17 protein-coding genes are annotated in these 22294 nt (G+C 25.9%); 15 read left to right on the top strand and 2 right to left on the bottom strand.

The window, feature by feature from the left end; all coding sequences use genetic code 4:
* Positions 1-27 precede the first annotated feature (27 nt).
* The 9 genes from H9M94_RS02795 to H9M94_RS02835 all read left to right on the top strand — a co-directional run bounded on the left by H9M94_RS02795 (position 28) and on the right by H9M94_RS02835 (position 12647).
* A complete protein-coding gene (locus H9M94_RS02795) occupies positions 28-393 on the top strand; it encodes a hypothetical protein (protein ID WP_187469245.1) in 366 nt (121 codons plus the stop codon).
* Between the two features lie 36 nt (positions 394-429).
* Positions 430-1689 (top strand): Mbov_0396 family ICE element transmembrane protein, encoded by a 1260-nt coding sequence (locus H9M94_RS02800; protein ID WP_187469435.1) that lies wholly within the window; start codon positions 430-432, stop codon positions 1687-1689.
* Positions 1690-4524 carry an Mbov_0397 family ICE element conjugal transfer ATPase gene (locus H9M94_RS02805; protein ID WP_187469388.1) on the top strand — a complete coding sequence of 945 codons (2835 nt, stop codon included), beginning with the start codon at positions 1690-1692 and terminating at the stop codon, positions 4522-4524.
* 25 nt (positions 4525-4549) lie between these two features.
* Positions 4550-5191, top strand: coding sequence for a hypothetical protein (locus H9M94_RS02810; protein WP_187469387.1), 642 nt, complete (start codon positions 4550-4552; stop codon positions 5189-5191).
* A 21-nt stretch (positions 5192-5212) separates the two neighbouring features.
* Positions 5213-5809, top strand: a complete 597-nt coding sequence (locus H9M94_RS02815; protein WP_187469386.1) for a hypothetical protein — start codon at positions 5213-5215, stop codon at positions 5807-5809.
* Positions 5791-6399 (top strand): hypothetical protein, encoded by a 609-nt coding sequence (locus H9M94_RS02820; protein ID WP_187469436.1) that lies wholly within the window; start codon positions 5791-5793, stop codon positions 6397-6399. Before H9M94_RS02815 ends, H9M94_RS02820 begins: the two co-directional genes overlap by 19 nt.
* A 78-nt stretch (positions 6400-6477) precedes the next feature.
* Complete coding sequence (locus tag H9M94_RS02825) at positions 6478-11820, top strand: hypothetical protein (protein ID WP_187469384.1); 5343 nt, start codon at positions 6478-6480, stop codon at positions 11818-11820.
* A complete protein-coding gene (locus H9M94_RS02830) occupies positions 11820-12164 on the top strand; it encodes a hypothetical protein (protein WP_187469437.1) in 345 nt (114 codons plus the stop codon). The genes H9M94_RS02825 and H9M94_RS02830 overlap by 1 nt, the downstream gene beginning before the upstream one ends.
* A gap of 9 nt (positions 12165-12173) precedes the next feature.
* Positions 12174-12647: a hypothetical protein gene (locus tag H9M94_RS02835; protein ID WP_187469438.1), complete on the top strand. Its 474-nt coding sequence runs from the start codon at positions 12174-12176 to the stop codon at positions 12645-12647.
* A 650-nt stretch (positions 12648-13297) separates the two neighbouring features.
* Here H9M94_RS02835 and H9M94_RS02840 read toward each other — a convergent pair.
* Positions 13298-13453 (bottom strand): hypothetical protein, encoded by a 156-nt coding sequence (locus H9M94_RS02840; protein ID WP_187469439.1) that lies wholly within the window; start codon positions 13451-13453, stop codon positions 13298-13300.
* 41 nt (positions 13454-13494) lie between these two features.
* Positions 13495-14253: a type II toxin-antitoxin system death-on-curing family toxin gene (locus H9M94_RS02845; RefSeq protein WP_187469440.1), complete on the bottom strand. Its 759-nt coding sequence runs from the start codon at positions 14251-14253 to the stop codon at positions 13495-13497.
* A gap of 255 nt (positions 14254-14508) precedes the next feature.
* On the opposite strand from H9M94_RS02845, the gene H9M94_RS02850 reads away from it, so the two are divergent.
* The 6 genes from H9M94_RS02850 (at position 14509) to H9M94_RS02875 (ending at position 22117) form a co-directional block, all read left to right on the top strand.
* Entirely contained in the window at positions 14509-16401 is a 1893-nt protein-coding gene (locus tag H9M94_RS02850) for a hypothetical protein (protein ID WP_187469441.1), read from the top strand.
* Between the two features lie 122 nt (positions 16402-16523).
* Complete coding sequence (locus H9M94_RS02855) at positions 16524-17747, top strand: Mbov_0401 family ICE element transposase-like protein (protein WP_187469442.1); 1224 nt, start codon at positions 16524-16526, stop codon at positions 17745-17747.
* Positions 17748-18459: 712 nt separating this feature from the next.
* Entirely contained in the window at positions 18460-19239 is a 780-nt protein-coding gene (locus tag H9M94_RS02860; RefSeq protein ID WP_187469443.1) for a hypothetical protein, read from the top strand.
* Between the two features lie 140 nt (positions 19240-19379).
* Complete coding sequence (locus H9M94_RS02865) at positions 19380-19814, top strand: hypothetical protein (RefSeq protein WP_187469444.1); 435 nt, start codon at positions 19380-19382, stop codon at positions 19812-19814.
* Positions 19815-19933: 119 nt separating this feature from the next.
* Positions 19934-20488: an inorganic diphosphatase gene (locus H9M94_RS02870; protein ID WP_187469445.1), complete on the top strand. Its 555-nt coding sequence runs from the start codon at positions 19934-19936 to the stop codon at positions 20486-20488.
* Between the two features lie 264 nt (positions 20489-20752).
* Entirely contained in the window at positions 20753-22117 is a 1365-nt protein-coding gene (locus H9M94_RS02875) for a BMP family ABC transporter substrate-binding protein (protein WP_187469446.1), read from the top strand.
* Positions 22118-22294: the final 177 nt, after the last annotated feature.

Raw genomic sequence — 22294 nt, forward strand, 5'->3', positions numbered from 1 at the left:
AAACAAAACAATTAAAGGAGATAAAGAGTGGAAATAACAAAAATAACACAATTTTTTGCAGAAAATGTTTCAGCAAGTGCTTCTGCAGTAAATGATAATCTTGCTTCTTCTATTTCATCATCTGTTTCAGGTGGCTTTAAGTCCTTACTTTCTGCAATTACAATACCTGTAATTATTGCATTAGTGGTATTTATTCTTTCTGGTGCTGTTCTATTGGCTAAAAAATTCATGAGAATATCTAAAACAGATCCAGAAAATTATAAAATGGAAATCAAAAAACTTTATTGATATATTGGTGGAATAATGGCTCTTTTCTTTTCACTAATATTCTTTATAGTAATGCAATCTAACAATTGATCAATTTTAGCAGATTACACTCCAAAAGCATTGTAAGTAATTTAACAAAACATCTTATTTTAGGTATAAAAAGTGTTTGCCTGACTAATTAATTCCATTGGTTATGCGATTTTCTCAGGATTGTGATACATACTTGTATTTCTTCCTGGTTGAATTCTTCATATCATTTACACAACACTAGAATTTGTTGCTTTTAAACTACCAATTTACATTTTATTTGGTGGTTATGAAATAAACTTCTCAACTGGTTTCTTCATAAGATTCTTTGGTATTGCACTGATATGTCTTTTCTTTGTAGTTGGTATAGTCTTTTATAGATTTATACAAGCAAGAAAAGATGTAGAAAACCAACAATTATTCAAAGAATCAATAAAGCGTGGGGCATTATCATTTTTAATGGTAGTTGGAATACCAATATTAATGTGATTAATGATGATCTTTTTTGTAATTATTTATCAGTTAGTTAAAAATTCAATCTTTAACCAAGATACATCTCTATCACAATACATATTTAAAGTATTAGAACCAAAATGAACTGAAACATCAGAAGGACACAAAGCATGAATTCAAGTGCAAAATACATTTCAACCTTTAAGTTATAATGAATGATTTTACATAGATGGTAGTGGTATTTTACTTATCATCAAACTTGCAATTGCAATTTTTGCAATTGTAGTTGTGATCTTTGGACTTTTTATACGTGTTATCAAAGCAATTGCTTATGAATTTGTTTATTTCTTATGATTACCAGTTGCTATAACACAAGGGACTAATGATGCGGGAGAAACATTAAAGAAATGATTTGCTAAATTCACAGAGAGTGTATTAAGTATTTTCATTATATTAATTTGTCTTCTCTTATACATTATGTTGCTTCAAACTACTTTTGAACAAGTACCATCATTGATTGATGAGATTTTAGGTGATAATTCAACAGCACTTTCTGGTGAATGAACTACATCAATTTTATCAATTGCAATCATCTTAGGTATGACTTATGGAATTAATGGTATGATAACCAGATTAATGTATTTCTTTAATCTAGATCAGTTTGCAGAATCATCAATCAGACTAAGGCGCAACAAGAACAAAACAGCAAATAACACAGCAAATACAAAAGAAACCAAAGCTGAAGCTAACAAAACAATTAGCTATGAAAAAAACACATTAAAAAGAAATAATGATTTAGGTGTAAGAGCAAAAACAAGTGCTAGAAATGCTAAAAACACTATGAGTAAGGAAAAAACAGCAGAACAAGCAATTAACAATGCTCTTAAACCTTGATTTATTAAGATATTTAACAAGTTGCAAGAAGGAGATAAGGTGAAATAGATGCTACAAGCAAAACCACTAAAAAGAAACCAATTCAAAATTTTTAGAAATATGTCTTGGTTTGATATGATTGTATTTCTGATTTTTGCTTTATCTGACTTTATAATTTGTTTCTTTGGTTTCCCACATTTAAACATTGCATATAGAGTATTAATTTCAGTAATGTTTATACCACTGATTATGTCGTTGTTTTTAACAGTTAAAGATACATCATATAAGGTTTATCAAATGCTTTGAATTTGAATTAAGTATGAATCATCTAAAAAGAAATTTAAAGATGATGAGATAAATGACTTAATGGTATTCACTGAAATAGATAATGATGGAGTTCTTGCTACAAACAAACTAAGCAAAAATAAAGAATTTTATGCTAGATTATTGAAATTGCATGGTAATTCCATTTTTAAATATGATAAATACAACCAAGAACAACTTTTAGAAGAGCTAACAAAAGGCATTAGTACTATCAAAACGCCAATTAACATCATTAAAATTAACAGTAAAAATGATTTTAAGGAAAATATATTCTATGCTGATGAAGCACTTAAAAAATTCAAAGACAAGAAATCACAAATTTATTTAAATGCTTTAAAAAGTGATTTAGAGTTGTTTGAAAACCAAAAATACCAAGTCTATTACATTTTAGTTTATGGTGAAAGTGAAACTGCATTAATTGAAAACACCCAAAATGTTAAAACTGCTTTTGAGAATGTTAATTTCTTAATTGAAGAGCAAGATCAAATTCAAACATTGCTTTTTTATAGTAATTTCTATGATCTTGATAAATCACAACCAGAAATTGAATTAAAAACATTAAATGCAAGAACAGATAGAGTAAATATTAGAGAAATATTAGACATAAACTCTATTGAGTTTTCTTCAAATAACTTTAAGGTAAATGATAAATACCACTCTATGCAAGGAATAAAAGAATTTGATTATGAAGTAGATAATGGTTGACTTAATACTATTTATGATAGTGATTCAAATGTTTTTATCAGTATTAGTCCTTTATCACAAACTGTTGCAGAGAAACTTCTTGAAAGTTCCAACAGAAAAATTGGAGCACAAGCTTATGAAAAAACACAACACTTTTTAAGAGATAAGAAAAACCAGTATGAGTATGAAATTTTTAATCAATTGACTGAAAACATTGTTAAAAACCAAACAAAACCACTATTAGATGTTGGAGTTTATCTATTAAATACAGCATTAAAAGAAAATGATTTAAATGAAATCGAAAAAGTAAATGAATCAAATGCTAAAAAAGAAAACATTAAGTTGGGAAAATTTAATTTCGAACAGTTTAAATGTTGAAATCAATCACAAATTCCACCAACAGATTTCTTAAACACCTCAATTCAAGCATTACCAGAATTAATTGCTTTTGGTTGACCTTGAAATTTAGAATTATTGAATGATCATAATAACTTTATTTTAGGAACTCAAAAGAATGATGGTTCCCCAGTGTTCTTTGATCTATTCCATAGAGATGGGTACAGGAGAAATAGTAATGCAATTATTATTGGAACATCAGGTAGTGGTAAATCCACTTTCAGTATGAAACTTTTAAATTATATGCATTATGCAAAATCACAAATTATCATCATTGATCCACAAGATGAATATGTTGATTTATGCAAAAATATTTCAGGTCAATATATTGATATAAAAAATGACTCTAAAACAATTATTAATCCACTTGAAATCCAAATAAACAAAGTAAATAGTGATAATACCACTGTATTTAACATAATTGATAATCACATTGACTTTGTTTCAAAATGATTCCAAATTCTTTTTGAAAGCATTTCTAATACAGAGAAAATTCTAATCAAAACTGCTTTAAAAACTCTTTATATTAAATGAAATTTTTATCACCAAAAAACAATTAAAGATCTTAAAAGACAGAAAAATTGACCTATTATTGATGACTTTATTAAAGAACTAGAAAACACTCAATTCAATAATGAATTAGAGAAAGAAATTTACCAAAAACCATTAATTAAACTTGTTAAAGAGTTTAAATTCTTTTTCCAAGAACAAATTTCTAATAAAAACATCTTTAATAAACCATCAAACATCAATTTAGACAACAAGTTTATTGTATTTAATGTTAAAAAACTGCTAGCACAACAAAATCAAGGTTCAGCACAAGCACAAATTTATTTACTATTGAATATCATTAACACAAAAATTTATATGAACTCAATCAATAATTCAAAAAATAAGACAATTCTTTTTATTGATGAAGCACACTTTGCTTTAAAAGATAACACACCAGTAATTAGAGAGTTTATTATTGATACAACCAAAACAATTCGTAAATATAATGGTTCTATTGTTTTAGCAACTCAAAATGTAAATGATATTTCACAAAATGCAGCAAAAATACTTGGAAATATTCAATACTCATTTTTCTTTAACTGTAAGCAACTTGATATTGATTCAATTAAAGCATTATATGAAACCAACCAAACTTTAACAGATCAAGATCTAAAATTCATTTCAAATGCTAAAACAGGTGAATGTTTAATGCTTTTAACTGAAAAGAAACACTACCAGATTAAAGCAAATTACAACAATTTAGAAAAAGACTTATTCTTTAAAGATTTCACAATTATAGAGAAATACACTAAGTCTCTTAAATTTGAAATAACAGCTTTATTTAAAAAGTTATCTGATTCAGAGTTGAAAGATGAATTATTAACAGAATATAACAAGGAAATAGCAATGTTTGAATCTAATTTATCTTTATATTCTAAAAATCAGGAATTTTTAAGTTTCCTAGTTTCATTTAAAGAAAACTTAATTAAAGTAATCAGAAATATTTAGTTTAAATATTTTAAAAGGAGAATGAATGAATTCAGAAACATTTTTTTACAGTTTGAGATTAGTAAATGGTGAAAGAGTTGAAAACTTACCTTATGATAAAAAAGTAGATCATATTTATTATCAAAACAAAATTAAAACAGGTGAATGATACTTTTCATTAGATAGAGAAACTAACTATTATCATTTAAAGAACAAAAATGGTGATTGAATTAAAACTGATTACTCACCTGATAGAGCAGATTTTGAAATAAATAGATTTAAACTTTTAGAACACCTTTTAACAAAAGATACCAAATATTATGATAGTAGATATGGGTACACAAGATCAGTTAAAAAAGAAACATTGCAGGTTGAAAAAGCATATCTAGCAAAAAGAATGTGTTTTATTGAAATGCAAGGAAAAATGCTTAATAATGGTGAATATGATGTTTATCAAATTAATCAAATATATCATTCAACATATGGAGAACCAAGAATTACAAAAATTAACAAAGAACAAGTCTCACATATTTATACGTATGATGATATAAAACTAGGTTATTACTTTATTAAAAAGGGAGTAAATAGCGATCCTTTTGCAAAAGAAGTAGTTGAAAAAGTTTTATCAGATGTTAAAGAACTTATAGAATTTGAAGATGATTTTTATGATGAAAGTGAAACTGATTAAAAATCAGTTCAAGGAGTAAATATGGAATTAGAAAAAGAATTAAAAGATGAACTAAAATACTTTATAAAACATTTCAAAATAAATATGAATGAAAATGCTGTTTTTGAAGCAATAGAGAACAATATTGATACAAGTGATAGAAAATTATTACTCAATGTTTTAAGTTTCTTTAAAAGCAATTTTAAAGGTTATTCAAATGAAAACATTGCAAATTTATTATGGCCTTCTATAAATAACCCTGAAAAGTTAAGGGAAATTTATCAAGAAATCTGAAAACATTCAATATTTTTGAAAAAACAAGATGATGATTGAAAACTTGCTTATTTAGAAAGCAAAGCACAAGATATTTCAGAGAGAGTATTTAGATTTGATGAATTACAAAGTTTAATAAATATTGATCTAAAAGAAAACGGTTTAGAAAGTGAATATATTTACTTAGTTAGTGAAATTAAAGATCTTTCTACAAATGATTTTCTTTCAATTAATGATTCAAGAAACAAAATTGAGATTATTAATTCAAAAAAATTAGATGAATTATTTAAAGAGAAACTCAATGAAAGTACTGAAGATTACATTATTAGCATATTAGAGAGAAAAAAATGAGTAAAACAAGTTTAAAAAAAGATGCTGAAACATGAATTAAAAACCAGCAAATTCCATGTTGTAATCATAGAAAACATAATATTTATCAAACAATGAAGTATGCTAGAAAACATAATAAAGTTGTTTTTGATACTGTATATTGATTATTGAATACACAAAAAGTGAATTTAACACATAAAAATTTAGCAATAGTTTGTAAAACTTTATGTACGCCACTCAAAAAACTTAAAAAAGTGAGAATAGTCAATTTTTACAATAAATTATTCCATAGCAAAACTAGCAAATATATTGCATTCACAAAACCAGAATATAAGGAAACTATCTGAAACTTAATTGATAAAGATATCAAAAGAAAAGGTAAAAGTTCTGAGTTATTAGAATATAAAAACACATTATTCAAAGAATACACAGATGAAACACTTAAAAATAACTATTTAGCAGTTTGTGTAATTACTGATGGTATTGATGAAGCAATTTATACACTCTTTGAAAATTTTGATGAAATCAAAAACTCACTTAGATTTGCTATTGAAAAGGAATTATTAGATTGCTGATATAGAGAATTTAAGGATAATCCTAAAAATATCCAAGGAAAGTGTTTTTAAAAGATAAGAAAATAAGAAACTATGCAAGTAGTTTTTTATTTAAAAATAAAAGAAATTTACTAATTTTAAGGAGTAAAAATGAAAAATAAAAAGTTAATTTTAACTTCATTATTACAAATTCCTATAATAACAGCTATCAGTACAATTTCATATGTTCCAACTGATACATTTAGTCCTGAAACACCTGATGATATAGAATTTACAAAAGATTTTACTTATGATAGTTTGTTAAAAATGTTTCATGATGCTTTTCCTGAAAATGTTATTTTAGGGCCAAGAGAAAATGAATATAAGTTAATTAATGAAAATCACATTTCAACTGAAAATACAGATGCTACACCATACATTAACACAGGTAATGAGATTGACTTTGTAAATCCAAGGTATTTTGATTTAGATGAAGAAAGAGACAAAATATATTCATTATTGAATGATAATGTAGAAGTATTATCTTTTGATAGTTTTTGACTTAATTTCAAAGGAAACTTAAAGTTTTATGATGTTTCTAACCAAGACATTTTCAATGTTGCTAATAATAAACCTAAAAAAGCATTAAATTTAAGTAATATTCCAGAATTATCTGAAAAAATAAGATCAGAACAAATCAGAGCAACAGTATTTGGTGTAAATTTCAATGAGACAAACAACAAATTTACTTCATCATATATACCAAAATACCTAACATATAGTTATAAACAAAATTCCGCAAATAATCAATGAAAGTTATTTTCAAAGCAAACAAACCCTGATTGAAGCAGAAATAACACACCAGAAAATGCAACAATTACCATTCAAAATAATGAGTTTTGAACTTCTATAAGACCTTTTTACCCATCAGGTGGATTAATAATTACTTCTGATGGATCTGAAAATTTTAGTTTTCTTCAAAATGATGAAGTACATGATTTAAAAGATGCTATGCTTAATAGTTTCTACAAATTAAACTTATACAATGATCTAAAAACAGCATACAGACATAAACAAAATCAATATTTAGTGCAATCTAATAACCCTATAACAATGAAGGTGGAAAGACCCTTGCCTAATAGTTTATGAATTACACCTAGTGCAAGAGAAAGAAACCTTAGAAACTTAGAATTCACTACAACAATAAACTACATTGATGAAGCAGATATGAAAGAATATGCATTTAATCAATTCTTTAATGCAAGGGGACTTAATAAAATCAATAATGAATGATACTTTCAGGTAGATTATGATGCATTTGTTGATTATGTTTCTAATTTTGGTAAAAATGTTAATCAATTAAAGATATATGAAATTCTAAAAGAGACTTTTGGAACAGCAAATTTTGAATTCAAGTTCCAGAAGGAACCAGAAGTTATTGTTAAATACAATTATTACAATAATGAAAGTGGTGTAAGAGTTCATTTAGTACCTAATTACTCATACTATGATACCAATTGATGAGAAAGATTAACTATTAATGTACCAAAAATAGTGAATAATGAAACATCATTACAAAAGATATTTTCACTGAATGTTCTTGCACCTAAAAGTGATGATCAAGTTTCAGGTGGTGAAAAACCATCAGATCAATATCAAATTTCACAGTTAGAACAACCATCAATAACATTTTTCTCACAAGCAGTTATAAACCTACCATTAAGTGTTAAAAGAAATGAAGAATTGCTTATCAATGATAAAGTAATACCAGTTTCATTAACAGGTTTTACATATAATGTTTTACCCAATGATAAGAAATTAAAGATACAAGTTAAGGTATATCATAGAGAAGAGAATGGTGAAATTAATAGAGATAATTTTAAAATTTACACCATTACTGAAGACTTGTTTAAATCAGCAAAAGTAAATACAGTTTTTGATGAAATTGAATTTAAATTGCATAGTTGAGACCCAACAGTTAATTTAAATCAAGCACAAAAGATAAATCCATACATAATTGATACTAATTTTAAGGAAATTCAAGATGTAGATGGTAATTTAATACCAAACCCTGATTATGACCCTAAAATTAATGCTAAAACAGGTACATACGAGCAAATCTGGACTTTAAACAGTTCTTTTTACAAACACATTCAAGATCTAAATTTATGACCTACAATTACAAAATTAGAAGAAAACAAACTTTCAGAATACTTTGCAGAAGAAAGGAATTCCATCATAGCAAAAACAATCTTTGCTGATAATGGTTTAGTTCTCAATTTTGGAGAAGGTTTTGATAGAATTGATGGTTTTTACTTAGGGAATAATTTAAGCGAATTAAATGATAGTAAAATAAGGAATTCTAAGTTTTCATTACCTAATGAAAGTGAAAAGATATTATATTTTACAAGTCCAAGAGCAAATGGTTGATATCTTTTAAGTGCAACACAAAAAACAGGATTAACTAAGTATTATTTAATTTACCAAACAAACCAAAAATTCAAGCAAAGAGAACAGCAAAACATTCTGGATAAGGCATTTAATGAATTAAGAAATGCAAAATTAGTAAATAATTTAGCAAATTCAAAATTCCTTACTCCTTTTAGAGAATATACAAAAAATAAGTCATTAGATATTGAAAGTATGAGTTATTCAGACTTAGTAATTGAATATGAAAACTTCTTATTCTACAATAATGTAGTCTTTAATGTTAATTTTAAAGAGTTAAATACATCAGAATTATTAAGAGAATTCTTTTTTGATGAGTTGATTAAAAACAATAAGCTTATTTTAAGAGATCAGCCATTATTCAAGGAACAAACAAATAGTGAATTACCAATAGATAATTGAAATTTATCTACTCCTTTAAGGAGTGTTTTAGGGAATTTAACACCTAATAACTTATCATCAAAACCAGAACTTAATGAATTTTTAGAATTATTTAAGCAATTTCTAGAAACAAAAATTCAAAACAACAAAGAAGTTAAGAATATTTATAGTTATTTTTCATCTGAACCTATTTCAAATGAAATATTAAAACCAGAAACTTTTGAATATTTAAATAATGTTAATGATAAAAATATTGAAGTAAGACAACCAAATGAAAGCATTTATACATATGACTTTTCATTCAAATATAATCTAGATCCAAACCAAACCGTTATTAGATTTAATATGAATAGAAATAATCATACTGTTGATTTAACACCATTCCTTTCAGCACTTGGTTATAAGGTTAAATGACCTATAAAAGCAGAAATTGATAAGGGCAAAATTAAAGAGTTTTTAGAAAACAAAACTTTTAATGATTGAAACAATGAAACTGGTTTGAAGGAAATTATTGATTATATTAAAGAGAATATCTTAAACATAACAATTAATGGTGAAACATATCAACAAAATGCATTTGATACAACAGAAATACACCTTGGAACCAAGGAAATTCAACTTAGAGATATTATCAATGCATTAAAACCAGAAATTAATTTAACAGCAAAGAGCATTTATATTTATCTTAATAATGAAATTGAAGTAGAAAATGAAAATATGGTGTTCTATCAATCTGATTCAAGAATTGATTTAGAACTACCAAACTTCTCAAACCCATTTGCATTTTTAAAAAGCATTAAGAACTTATCATATGATAATTTAACCAGAGATGAACTTGTTGCAAAATTGAATGATCCTGCATTGTTTAATAACTTTGTAATGAATACATATATTGATAACAAGTCATATAACTTTAACCTTAACTATTTAAGAGACTTTTACATACAAAATATCAATGATAATTTAAGTCTTTTAACAACTGATGAATACACAAAATATTTATCAGATGATGAAATAAAAGATGAAGGAGTTAAAACATTGCTTAAAAACCTTGTTTTAAGGCCTTTAAATGCATTAAACAGAGATGATATATTAATAGAACAACTTAAATATATCTTTGCTAATAAGAGCAAAATAAATGCTAATAGTGATAAAACCAATTTACCTAACTTTAATTTACCTAAACCTGAATTAATCAACCAATTCAAAACACCTGAATTCAAAGTTGAATATCAAGAAGCAATGAAAAATTATGAAGTATTAGAAAGAATTTTTAAGTACTGAGTACCAAAAGCAAGAAAGAGTTTCACTATTTCTAACCATAGAAAGACAATTTATGATGGAACATTATCAGAATTACTTTCTGATATGGAACCATTTAAGATTATTTTAAGTGATGAAAATAATTTATTTACCTGAGAAAAAATAAATGATTTCTTTCGTTCAAAAATAAGAGAGTACAACAAAATTTCACTGCAACCAGATAAATTTAGGTTTTTAAATAATTCATTAGACAAATTTAAAGAGTGATTAGAATATGCTAAAAAACTTAAAAATAGTCATAGAAAGAAAATTTTATATTACTTATGAAGTTTTTTAGATCAACAAGCATTAAAAATAAGCAAAAATAAAGTTGAAACCATAAAACTGTTTTCACACTTTTTCCCAAATGCTACCATTGATAACCTAATACAAGGTATTTATGATGGTTTAAAACTCACAAATAAATATCAGGGACAAGATACTGAAACATTAAAAGAAGGTATTTTCAATAAGGAAACAAGTTTAAATGAAAGTTTCTACCTATTAAAAACATCAACCAACTTTGTTTCACCATTTAGATCTATAACTGGTACTTATAATTTACCAATTTATGTTTTTAGTAATATTGATCCAGAAAATTTAAATGATAACACATTCAAAACTACACCAGATGATGATTTTACAGATGATTCTGGTACAACAAATACCAATGGTGATGATGAAGGAGATGAAGAAACAGCTAATGGAAATCCAGGAAAAAATGGTGATAGTGGAATAAATAATGGTGATGATAATCACTCAAACACCAATAATAATGACGCTGGAAACGGCAATGAAAATAACCAAAAACCCAATGATAAAGGGACAAAAGAAAAAAACAATGATGCGGAAACGCCAAATGGTGGTGATAAAAACCCAATTCATTTAGCTAACAAAATTGACTTATCAAAATATAAGTTTAAAAATATTCAGTTTTTTATAAATAATGAATATTTAGATGATATTAAAGTTGAAATTGTTAAAGAAATTGTGAAAAATATTGTTGAAGTATTTAATTTTGATGAAAAAATAAAGTCAGAAATTATCAATCAAATTGAACTACCTGAATTTGATGATGAGTTTTTTAAAGTTATCAACAAAAAAGAGAAACAAAAATTAATTAATGGTAAAGATTACTATGAAAATACCAAACTACTTAATTTTAGAGCAAAGAAAAACTCAACTATATTAACAGGTGGAAATAACTTTACAATAGATTTTTACACTAGCAAAGATTTTAATCCATTCAAAAAGCAGGAAGAAGCAGCAAAAGAAAGGATTATATGAATTTCATCTGTTGTACTTGGAATAATAATACTATCAGGTGGAATAGCAACAGTATTTACACTAAATAAAAGACAAAGAAAGGTAAAGGTATTCTAATGAATAAATGAAAAAAACCTATGAGAATGAAATTCTTTTGGTTATGAATTGTAGGTGCAATTTTTATTATGTTTATACCATATGCAATCATTGACTTAGTTAATAGTTGATACCTATTTGATACAGCACAAATTGTTATTGTGATAACTATTATTACAATTGCTACAATCTTTTCTTTTGTATCAATAATCTATTTATTCTTACAATTGAAAATAATCAAAAAGAAACGTAAATTAACAAAGAAATTAATTGCAATTCAAAAGCAAAATAACCCAGAAAATACAAAAACAATTAAACAAATTGAAAATGAAATTGAAGTTTTAAATAAAACCTACTTTAAATAAAGGAAAAACATGAAAATATACTACAAAGGAACAGTGTTTCCATCAAAACACAACAAAATTACAATGGATGTTAATAATGTTGGTTATGTAATTAATGTAATTAATTCAGAACATTTTATACCATGAGAGAAACAAAAAGTATATATTACTGAAATTCAAAAGGACATATATGGTTTCAGAACATTTAATGAAAATATAATGTTTCAGCAATTAACTCAACCAAAAGACATCTCACCATACAAAGCACTAACAATACTTAGAGATAATGATTTAATTGATTTATGCAAAGCAATAGTAAATGAAGACTATAATAAATTACTTGAATTAAAACTAAGTGAGATGACCTTAAATAGAATTTTTAGAACAATGAAAAAGACAGCATTATATGTTCTTGATTCATTAAGAGATAAAACACCAATTCAAAATTTTGATGGAATAATTCAAGCAGAAACAGAAACCATTCAAAATGATGAAAAACTCTAAGAAATAGCATTAAAAAATAAACTCACTACACATTTATGTAGTGAGTATTCTTTTATATATTTAAATTTATATCTTAATATATTATAAAAAATGATGAGTGTATATTGCTAACAACAGCACCCCATACTTGATGCAATGAAACCTTATTTTATTAATGTGTGGCGATGCTTGCAAACAGGTTGTTCCATTTAATTTTCATGTTTTAAAACACTACTAATTCACACATAAATATTGTATCATTATTTTTTTATCTTGATTTATTAATTTCTGATATCATTTCCATAAAAACATCTCAGTTATATAAAATAAAAAGGTTTTTAAATTAAGAAATTATCAAATAAGACAAAGGCAACATTTAAATGTTGTTTTTTAATTTGAATTCAGTTTGGAATTTCCAAAATTTTATAAAAAAAATGATGGGTTATGGTTCACAATAACCCCCACCTTAAGACATAGCAACCTTATTTTATTAATGTGTGGCGATGCTAGCAAGTATAATGTGCTACTTATTGATTTCTCAATCACACATAAATATTCTAGCATAAAAGACATTTATTGTTTATATTAAAAAATTCATAAAAAAAGATGGATTATGCTTACTGAAAAGGATCCATCTTACATTAAATACTTAGTTAAATAATTATTTTAAATTACATTTTTGATAATCTTTGCATTAAATCAACAAATGCAGCATATTCTTCTGGTCTTTCTCTTTTTTCTCTTTCTAATCTTTCATCTAATTCTTCAGGTGTAGTTCAACCAGAATCAACACTTATAATAACTTTGTTCTTGCTCTTTGGAATCATATTAACTTCTTTCTTTGTAAATAAATTTTATCTTTTTCTCATTAATAACCAATAATTATTTTATTAAGTAATCATTTTTTGATTTCAGTTCGTGTTTTTTCTTGTCTTTCTTTAATATCTAATTCTTTTTCTTTAGATAATTTTTTGAAACATGTAGGGTTTTGATTTTTAAAATCTTGACTATTTTCAAATAGATCTGCTATTTTAGCATTTGATAATTGAAATTCAAAACAAGCTATTTCATTTTCTATATTTTTATTATATTCTTCAAGAAAACTTGAATTCTTAACATTAGAACTTCACTTAAAATAAAAACCAAAATCAAAAAGCATTACTTTTAATAATGAAAATGAAAATCTTTTATTCCCATTTTTTAGCAAATGAGAGTTTAAAACTGATATAAATATGTCTGTAACAAAATCAAAAACACTTCATTGCTCCTTGTATGAATATATATTTACAACCTGTTTTACTTTATCTATTATTTTTGCATTTGGATCTACATATTGAAAATCATTTGGATCTTTTGATATTGCTTTAACTGCTTTTGCAGCAGCAAATGCTTTTGGTATTATATTGTCTTCAAAACTCTTTTTTATGTAATTTTCAACATTTTTCATTTCATTGAACTGTATACTGTGTATTTTAAATAAAATTTCTGCTGGTTGATAGAATTTACTATGAAATTCTCAATTGCATGTTTCACTATTAAAATTTATCAATGAACTTTTATATATATTAACAAATTCATCAATATTCTGAAAATCTGCTCTTGCAAGTGTAATATTTATTTTTTTCATTAATTTCTCCGATTATTTTATTTTTCTCTTTATTATAGTTATATCAAATTAATGATTGTTTTTATGAATGCATAAGAATTTGCATTGTTTTTTTATGGTTTTCACAATAAATAACATTTTGTGAAAATATAAAGTCAAAGCTTATGCAAAATGTAAAATGAAATCTATGTAATTTGTAAAATGAATGATGTTTAAAATGTGGAAATTGAAACTGGAAAAACTCACAATTCCTTTGAATTTAATATAATTTATATTATGAAAAGAAATAAAAAATGATTAAAATTTATCAGTTTAGGAGCACCTGTTGTGCTTCTTCCATTGATATCAGTGTCTTGTGAAACACTTAATAAGTACTTTTTAAAATATAGAAAAGAACCAAAAGATAAACAAGACCCCAAATCACCTTCAACACCCCCAGAAACAAAAAAGGAGACACCTTCAACACCACCTGAACCAAATTCAAACACAACAAATCAGGTAAACCCAATTGATGTAATTAACAATTTCAATAGTATTTATACATCAGCAAATCAATTTGATGTAAATCCTCAAGCATTTCATGCTGCTGGTACATTTTTAGCACATATTATACCCGCTGAACCCCCAACACCACAAGAAACATGGAAGTTCATCTTAAAACATGCACCTACTATTTGATATTATTCAGGAATTAGCAAATATTATGATTACATATTACAAGCAGATAACTTACCAAATAGTGTTGAAACCATTCAAAAAAGATTACTTAAATTAAAATCAGGACAAAGTAGTTATGAAACTATAAACATTGAACCACCAAGAACTAGATTAGGTATAGAATGAGTTAATGCTAGAACATATGACTTAGACACAATTATTCAAGTATTTGGTGATTTCTATACATTTACTTCAGCTTATGCTTCAATGTATCATGGAATTGTTCCATTAGAACGTGATAGCAAAGAGACAGAAATCAAAAAAGATGTCTCAGATCGTGCTGCAAACTGACATAAATATAGAGATGCTGACTTAACAGAAGAAGAAGGAAGTTATAAAAGAATTTCATATTATGATATGTATAAAGTTTCAAGAAACTTCTATGAAAGACAAGATAGACACTTCATACAAGATAGAGTTAAAATAAGTCCAAGTGATAGTTCAAGAGAAAGAAGATTACTTTCACTTGATCCAGTTCCAGGAGTTGCACCTTCTGATTATCTTTATGTTAATAAATGATACAACTATAAATACCCTTATTCATCATTAACAAAAATAGATAACAGAAATTATATTGGTGTATTCCCACAGGAATATCAAACAGAAACAAAAGAATGATCTCCAATGCTATTTTACAATTCAACACTTGTTTTAGCACCATTTAAGGCTATTTTAAACTCAAATGTAATGAGTAAAGGTCTTACACTATTAAAACACTATGTAGATTTCAAAATAGTGCTCTCAATGCTTAAAAAAGACCCAACAAAAACCTTTATTGAGTTATTAGATGATAAAACAAACACAAAATTACAAGAATTCTATGCTAAAAACAATTATGAAAATGGTTTTAGAACACTTTTATCAGCATTAATTGGAGCAGTTTCTAGTGTGATTGACCCAACTATCTATTTAAACTACATTAATGAAGATGGTAAAAAATACTTCTTCTATGATGAATGACCTGATTCATATGAAATAGCATTACATGGTCGTAAAGACTACTTACAACCTTCAAATCAGCGTGCAATTTATACTTTTGGTATAAATCTATACAACAAGTTTTTAATGCCTTTAAATTACATTTTAAATGAAGAAGATGAGTTTGTATTTCCTACATCAGGTAGATTTAGTGCAGAAAACAAAAAAGAAGCAAAATTTAAAACAGCATTATTTAATGAATTCTATAAACCAGTATTTGGAGCAATTGAAACACTACCAAAAGATGCAAATGATGATGCTAAATTAATGGTAGCAAGACAAAAAGTTAAGAACTTCCTTGAAAATTCTATTGTTAAAATAGTTTCAGCAGCACCAGATTCTAATGAAAATAACCATAAATATATTCAAAAAGATAAGAATTTACTTTTAATTTACAATATTACATCAAAAGATATTGAATCAAATCACTTCAACAGACTTTGATTAAAACCTGAAACAACAACAGGAGAATAACTTAATATCACATACATAAGATTATTAATTCTTATGTATTTTTTTATTCTTATTTATGTGAAAATAGTTTCACAAAATGTGGAACAGCACTTATTTTAAGGTTTATTTAGTAAAATTTGAATATGAATGAAAGAAATATAAAAGAAATAGAATACATTAACAAATTATCTTGTGATGAGATAACAGCATTATCTGAAAAGTTCAAAAACTCAGATGAAAGAAGGGAACAAAAACTAAATATTAACAAAAGAATAGTAAGAAAGATAATAGGACAAAACAACAATGTATATGAATTTGTAATTTATGAGTATTACTACTATGTTAATGGTAAAAAGCACTTCAAGAGATATTATCCAGAAAAATATATACATCTATTTCATAGAACTTATGATACCAAACTAGTTATTGATAGTTTTTATCAATACTGTGGTTTAATCAGAAACAAATTTGTTAAGATCAGTTGAAATTTATGTAAATATTATGCAAACAAATATGACTTATTTAACCAAACAAGCAATATAGAGATAAAGAAACAATATGCAAATACAATTTATATCTCAATTGATGATTGTTATGGTAAAGCAAGGGGAAATAATAAGGTCAGCAAAACAAATAGTAAGATCATAAAAATATTCTCAGATAAAAATGAAAGTCCAATTTATACATATGAAACATACACTTCACAAGACAAAGAGAAGCTTACAAACAAATCAAGAGCAGAATTAATAATGACTATTATTCAAAAGTATTATGTTATAGACACAAACACCAAATTATACCTTTTAAGTGATGGTGCAGTTTACTTCAAAAATTTAGCAAAATTATTGAATGCAGAACATATTTATGATCACTTTCACTTTATTAAACATTTCAATTTCATATTCAAAAAACCAATATTTATCATTAAGAATGATGTTAAAGAAAAACTCTTAATTGATAATCAACCAGTATGGAAATGACTGCAAAATTCAATTGAAAACAAAGATGAATTCATAGACAAATTACTACAACTATTAACTTATGAATTTAACAATAAGAACACAAAAAATAACATAAAAGCATTCTTGAAATTCATAAATAACAATTGCAAAGACTTAAAATTCAATGTAAATAACATTACAGCACAGTCTGAATCATCTGTAAGTTTATTTAAATCATTATACAAAAAGAGATATTCAACATTTTCATTAAATACAATATTCAATTTAATCAGTATCAATAAAAGTGAAAAATGCAACTTCTTGAATTTTAAATCACTAGTTAATGAAATCAGGGAAACAGCAGAAATTACTTATGAACCAATTCTTTGAAATGAGATAAATTACAATCATTATTGAAATAATTAATTTGAATATTTAAGGAATTGTGGTATCACGCGTGCATTATGCGCGATAAATATATTTAGAATAAATATATTGCTCTTGTCTTTAATATCATCCCTGATTATTTCAAATTGGGGGGTTAGCATTAAATAGCAGGTATTGCTTTATATAACAGAGTATATTCAATTAGCCATAGTAAATGACGCACTAATGAATAGAATATATTCAATACAACATGTAGTACATGACGCATTAAAGAGTAAATAAGAAAATACACATCATTTATAATGATGTGTAGGTTTAATTACAACCTTTAATAAAACATGTTCCACATTCCAGTTAATTTTGCATTTTTTTGCAAACAGATGTTAATGTTGATATAATATTTAAAAATGTAAAACCTACATTATTTTCCTTCCCCCTTATAATTTTAACTTCTATCACTGTTATAACAATGCCGATCACAACAATTTGAACCTTGTCATTATGATCTGCAAATGCTGCTTATATTCTCTTAGGTCTGGTATTTATTGTGATAAGTGTATATGTAGCGTATGGAATAACTAAGGTTTCCACTATATTATTTTCAGATGACCCAAATCATAATCAATATAAGGAACAAATCGATAAATACAAAAGATCATTTCTTATTAATTTAATTTTGAATATTGTCAAACCCAGATATAACACAATAATGGAAACATCCCAAGATATGAAAGGAAGATTTTAAAAAATTATGGATAAAAAAGATTACGGACCCAAACATAAGAAATTTATAGTTTATATAGCTATCTCATTAATATTTGGAACTTTAGCATTAATAACATCTGATGCGTTTCTTACTCATTGATTACTTTCGTTTCGTAATAATAAAATAGAAAAAATTAGTTCAATATCTCTAGTTTGATCTACTTCTTTTATGCTTATTGCGTTATTATGGGTAATTCTAGTATTAAGATTTTTAACAAGACTATATTTTAGAAACAATGATAAATATGATCGAATAAGATCATATTATCTTAGTTTAGAAAAATCATGATTTAAGGATAAAATTCAAAAACATGCCATTATATCTTCTGCTGATGAAATTGATATTGAAAAACAAGGTAAAGAAATCGTTTCAAAATATAATAACTTTACCAAATGAATTTTAATTCCAATGTTTGTTGTAACAGGTGTTATATGAGTTTCAGGTCTTATTACTTTTGTAATTGTAATATTAAAATATGGCACAGAAAAAAATTATATATTATGATTCTTGCTTTCTGCTCTTTGAGTGGTATATATTGTGGTATTTGTAATAATTGGCCTTTACACTTTAAAAAGATATTCATTCATTGCATTAAGTAAGAAACCTGCATATCAATATGCAAATAATGTCATTTCTAAAAAAACCAAAGTAAGTCTTTGAATATTAAATAACTTTTTATACAGAGCATTTATCATTACTTCGATAGAATCGCCAAAACTAAGAAAACAACGCCTTAATATAGATGAACAAAAAGAAAACAACTAAAATATAGAATTATTCACAAAAAATACAAGTTTATCTTGTGTTTTTATATAATTTTTTATGTATAAAATCAGAATTTAGATTTTATAAGAAGTGAATAATAATTAATATTCCAAAATAATTTTTATTAAAGGAGTTATTTTATGCAAGACATAGAAAAAATGAATCAATATAAATTTAATTTAAATAAATTAAAAATCTTAACATTAGTAGATATATTTATTTTAGTTCCATACATACTCATCTATATTTTATTTTCGTTTATTGAAGGTATTTATGCATATTATGCTACGGTAATATCACTTTTAGTTATTTCACTTTTAGCATTTGCAAGCTTTATAGTTGTAAAAATAATGGTTATAGTAAACTTAATTCAAGTATTAAGAATGAAAAATCTTAATTTCAATAACATGACAAATACTCGAATGATATTTACCTTAATGATAGTAGGAATTATTAGTTCAATAGTACTATTAATTGGTGTTTTCATGGAGTTAGATAATGTTGAGAAAATTTCAAACGGAGCAAAAACAACACAACCAGAAGATACACACGAAACTTATTCAATTAAAGAATAAGCATAGTGTTGTGGTAAGAATAATAGACAAGGAATTTCTCCTTGTTTTTAATTTTCATTGCACAAACTGTGCTAGTTTTTTTGTATCTTAAAATAATTTAAATTTGTTATCATATTTATATGAAAAAAGAGATTCAAGTAAAAATAGAAATTCAAAAAAATTCAAAAATCAAATACGAATATAATAGAAAAACAAACCAAATTGAAGTTGACAGAATTTTAAGAGGTGATTTTGTTTACCCATGCAACTATGGTTTTGTACCAAACGCATTAGACTGAGATGGAGATGAATTAGATGTTCTTTTATACTCAGAAGAAACATTTATGCCAGGAGTTGCTTTAAATGCTCGTATCATTGGAGCAATGAAAATGATCGATGATGGTGAAACAGATACTAAATTAATCGCTGTACATGCAGATGATTATCGTTTAGATCACATTAATTCATTAAAAGATTTACCACTTCCATTCTTAGACACAGTTAAAACATTCTTTAGCACATACAAAAACTGAAAACGTGAAGGCATCACATCAGTTGAAGGATTTGAAGACATTGAATGAGCATTAGCTGAGTATGATGAATGTGTAGAATTAATGGAAAAATATGGAGAAATAGATAAAAAAGAATTCATCAAATTAATGATGGAAAAACATCCTGAAAAGTACACATTTTAAGTAAAAAATGATTATTAAGCACATCCTTGAGTGTGCTTTTTCTTATTTTTTTCTTCGTCTTTCTCTAAAAAAGCAAGAAAAATATTTTATAAGCCTTGTAGACAGCTATTTTGCGTTTAAAAAATGCAAAATATGCAGAAAAACTTAAAATGTGGAAATTTTCACAAATTCTTATATAAAAATCTTTTTATACCTAAAAAACTTTATAATAAGAGTGCTTGAAAATAGATTTTCAAGATATTAAACAATAATTATTGGAGATATATGAAACTTAAAAAATTCTTATTAGGATCAATGCCAGTTTTAGCTGCATCATCATTATTTGCAGCTTCAGCTGGATGTTCATCTACAGAAGAAAAAAACACAAATAATCCAGAAACACCAGCACCAGGTACAGGTGCAACTGACCCAAACAAAGATTTACCATACTATGTAGCACCTAATGATCGTATTGCTAACATTAGAAAAGATGATTCAGTTTCTGTTTCATCTATTCAAGAAGGTCAAACATTACCAACTGTTACAGTTGTTTCTGAAACAGGGAAAATGCTTGATAAATCATTTAACCAATCATCAATGGAAACATTATGAACATTACGTGAACAATTAGGTAATAAACTTGATGTTACAGGGGTTGAATCAACAACACAAAACTTAAACTCAACATATGAAGCTTTACTTTCTAAACCTGCTAACCAAGTTTGAGTATTATCAGGTTTTGGTCACGGTTCAGTAATTGAATCATTTATTCCTCAACATTTAGAAGAATTAAAAGCTAAAAATGTTAAGATCATTGTTATTGATGCAGGATTATCATCAAACGCATCACAAGATGTTAAAAATTATTCAGATTTATACTTCTTAACATATAAAGTAAACCAATCAGCATATATTGTTGGTCAAGCAATTAACAATTTCCTTAAAGATAAACCAGAAGCAGAAAGATCAACATACGTATTTGGAGGTGGTCCATACGATGGTGTAACAGACTTCATCGTTGGTTATCTTAAAGGTATTTACACTGCAGGTAAAAACATTGAAATTAAAACAGATGACGGAAAAGTTAACTTAGACTCAGGATTCCAAGCTGACGATAAGATGAATGCGGCTATTGCAAAAATGCTTAGCACACACGCAAAAATTGACTTACCAGTTGCTGGAACTGCAACATCTCTTTTAGTTGATAAATTAGAAACAACAAAAGATAATTCAACAAAAATTATCGGAGTTGATGTTAACCAAGCTGCTGCTTTCAAATCAAACGCAGATAAATTTATTACATCAATTACTAAAAATATTTCACAATCTGTTTACGATACATTACTTTACATATTATTCAGAAAAGATGAAAAAGATATCTTCGTTACTAAAGAAGAAGGTAAAGTATTTGACCACGCAGGAACATTTAAAGAAGATTGAGTTGGATATGCACCAAGTACACTTGGAGATGAAGCAGATAAAGCTGCTATGAACACAGCATTAGAAAATGCTAAAACTGCATTCCTTGCTTTAACAGGAGACAACTTAACATACGTGGATAACAGAAAAGTAATGCCAACATCTGAAACAGAAGCACCTAATGTGCAAGAATTAATCGCTGGAATTGTTGCTCAAATTAATGCAAAATAATTAGATTAATCTTTATAAAAAATGCACCTTAAGTGCATTTTTTCTATTTTGTTTATTAGATTAGTATTAATTATTTTCGAGTTTCTGTATTCAAAAGTTTCAATCAAATATTATTCATTTTGTAACTTTTGTTGATTGGGTTATTACGATTAATTCTAGAATTAAGTTAAAAAACTT

This window comes from Mycoplasma sp. Pen4 (genome assembly GCF_014352955.1).
GTDB lineage: Bacteria > Bacillota_I > Bacilli_A > Mycoplasmatales > Metamycoplasmataceae > Mycoplasmopsis.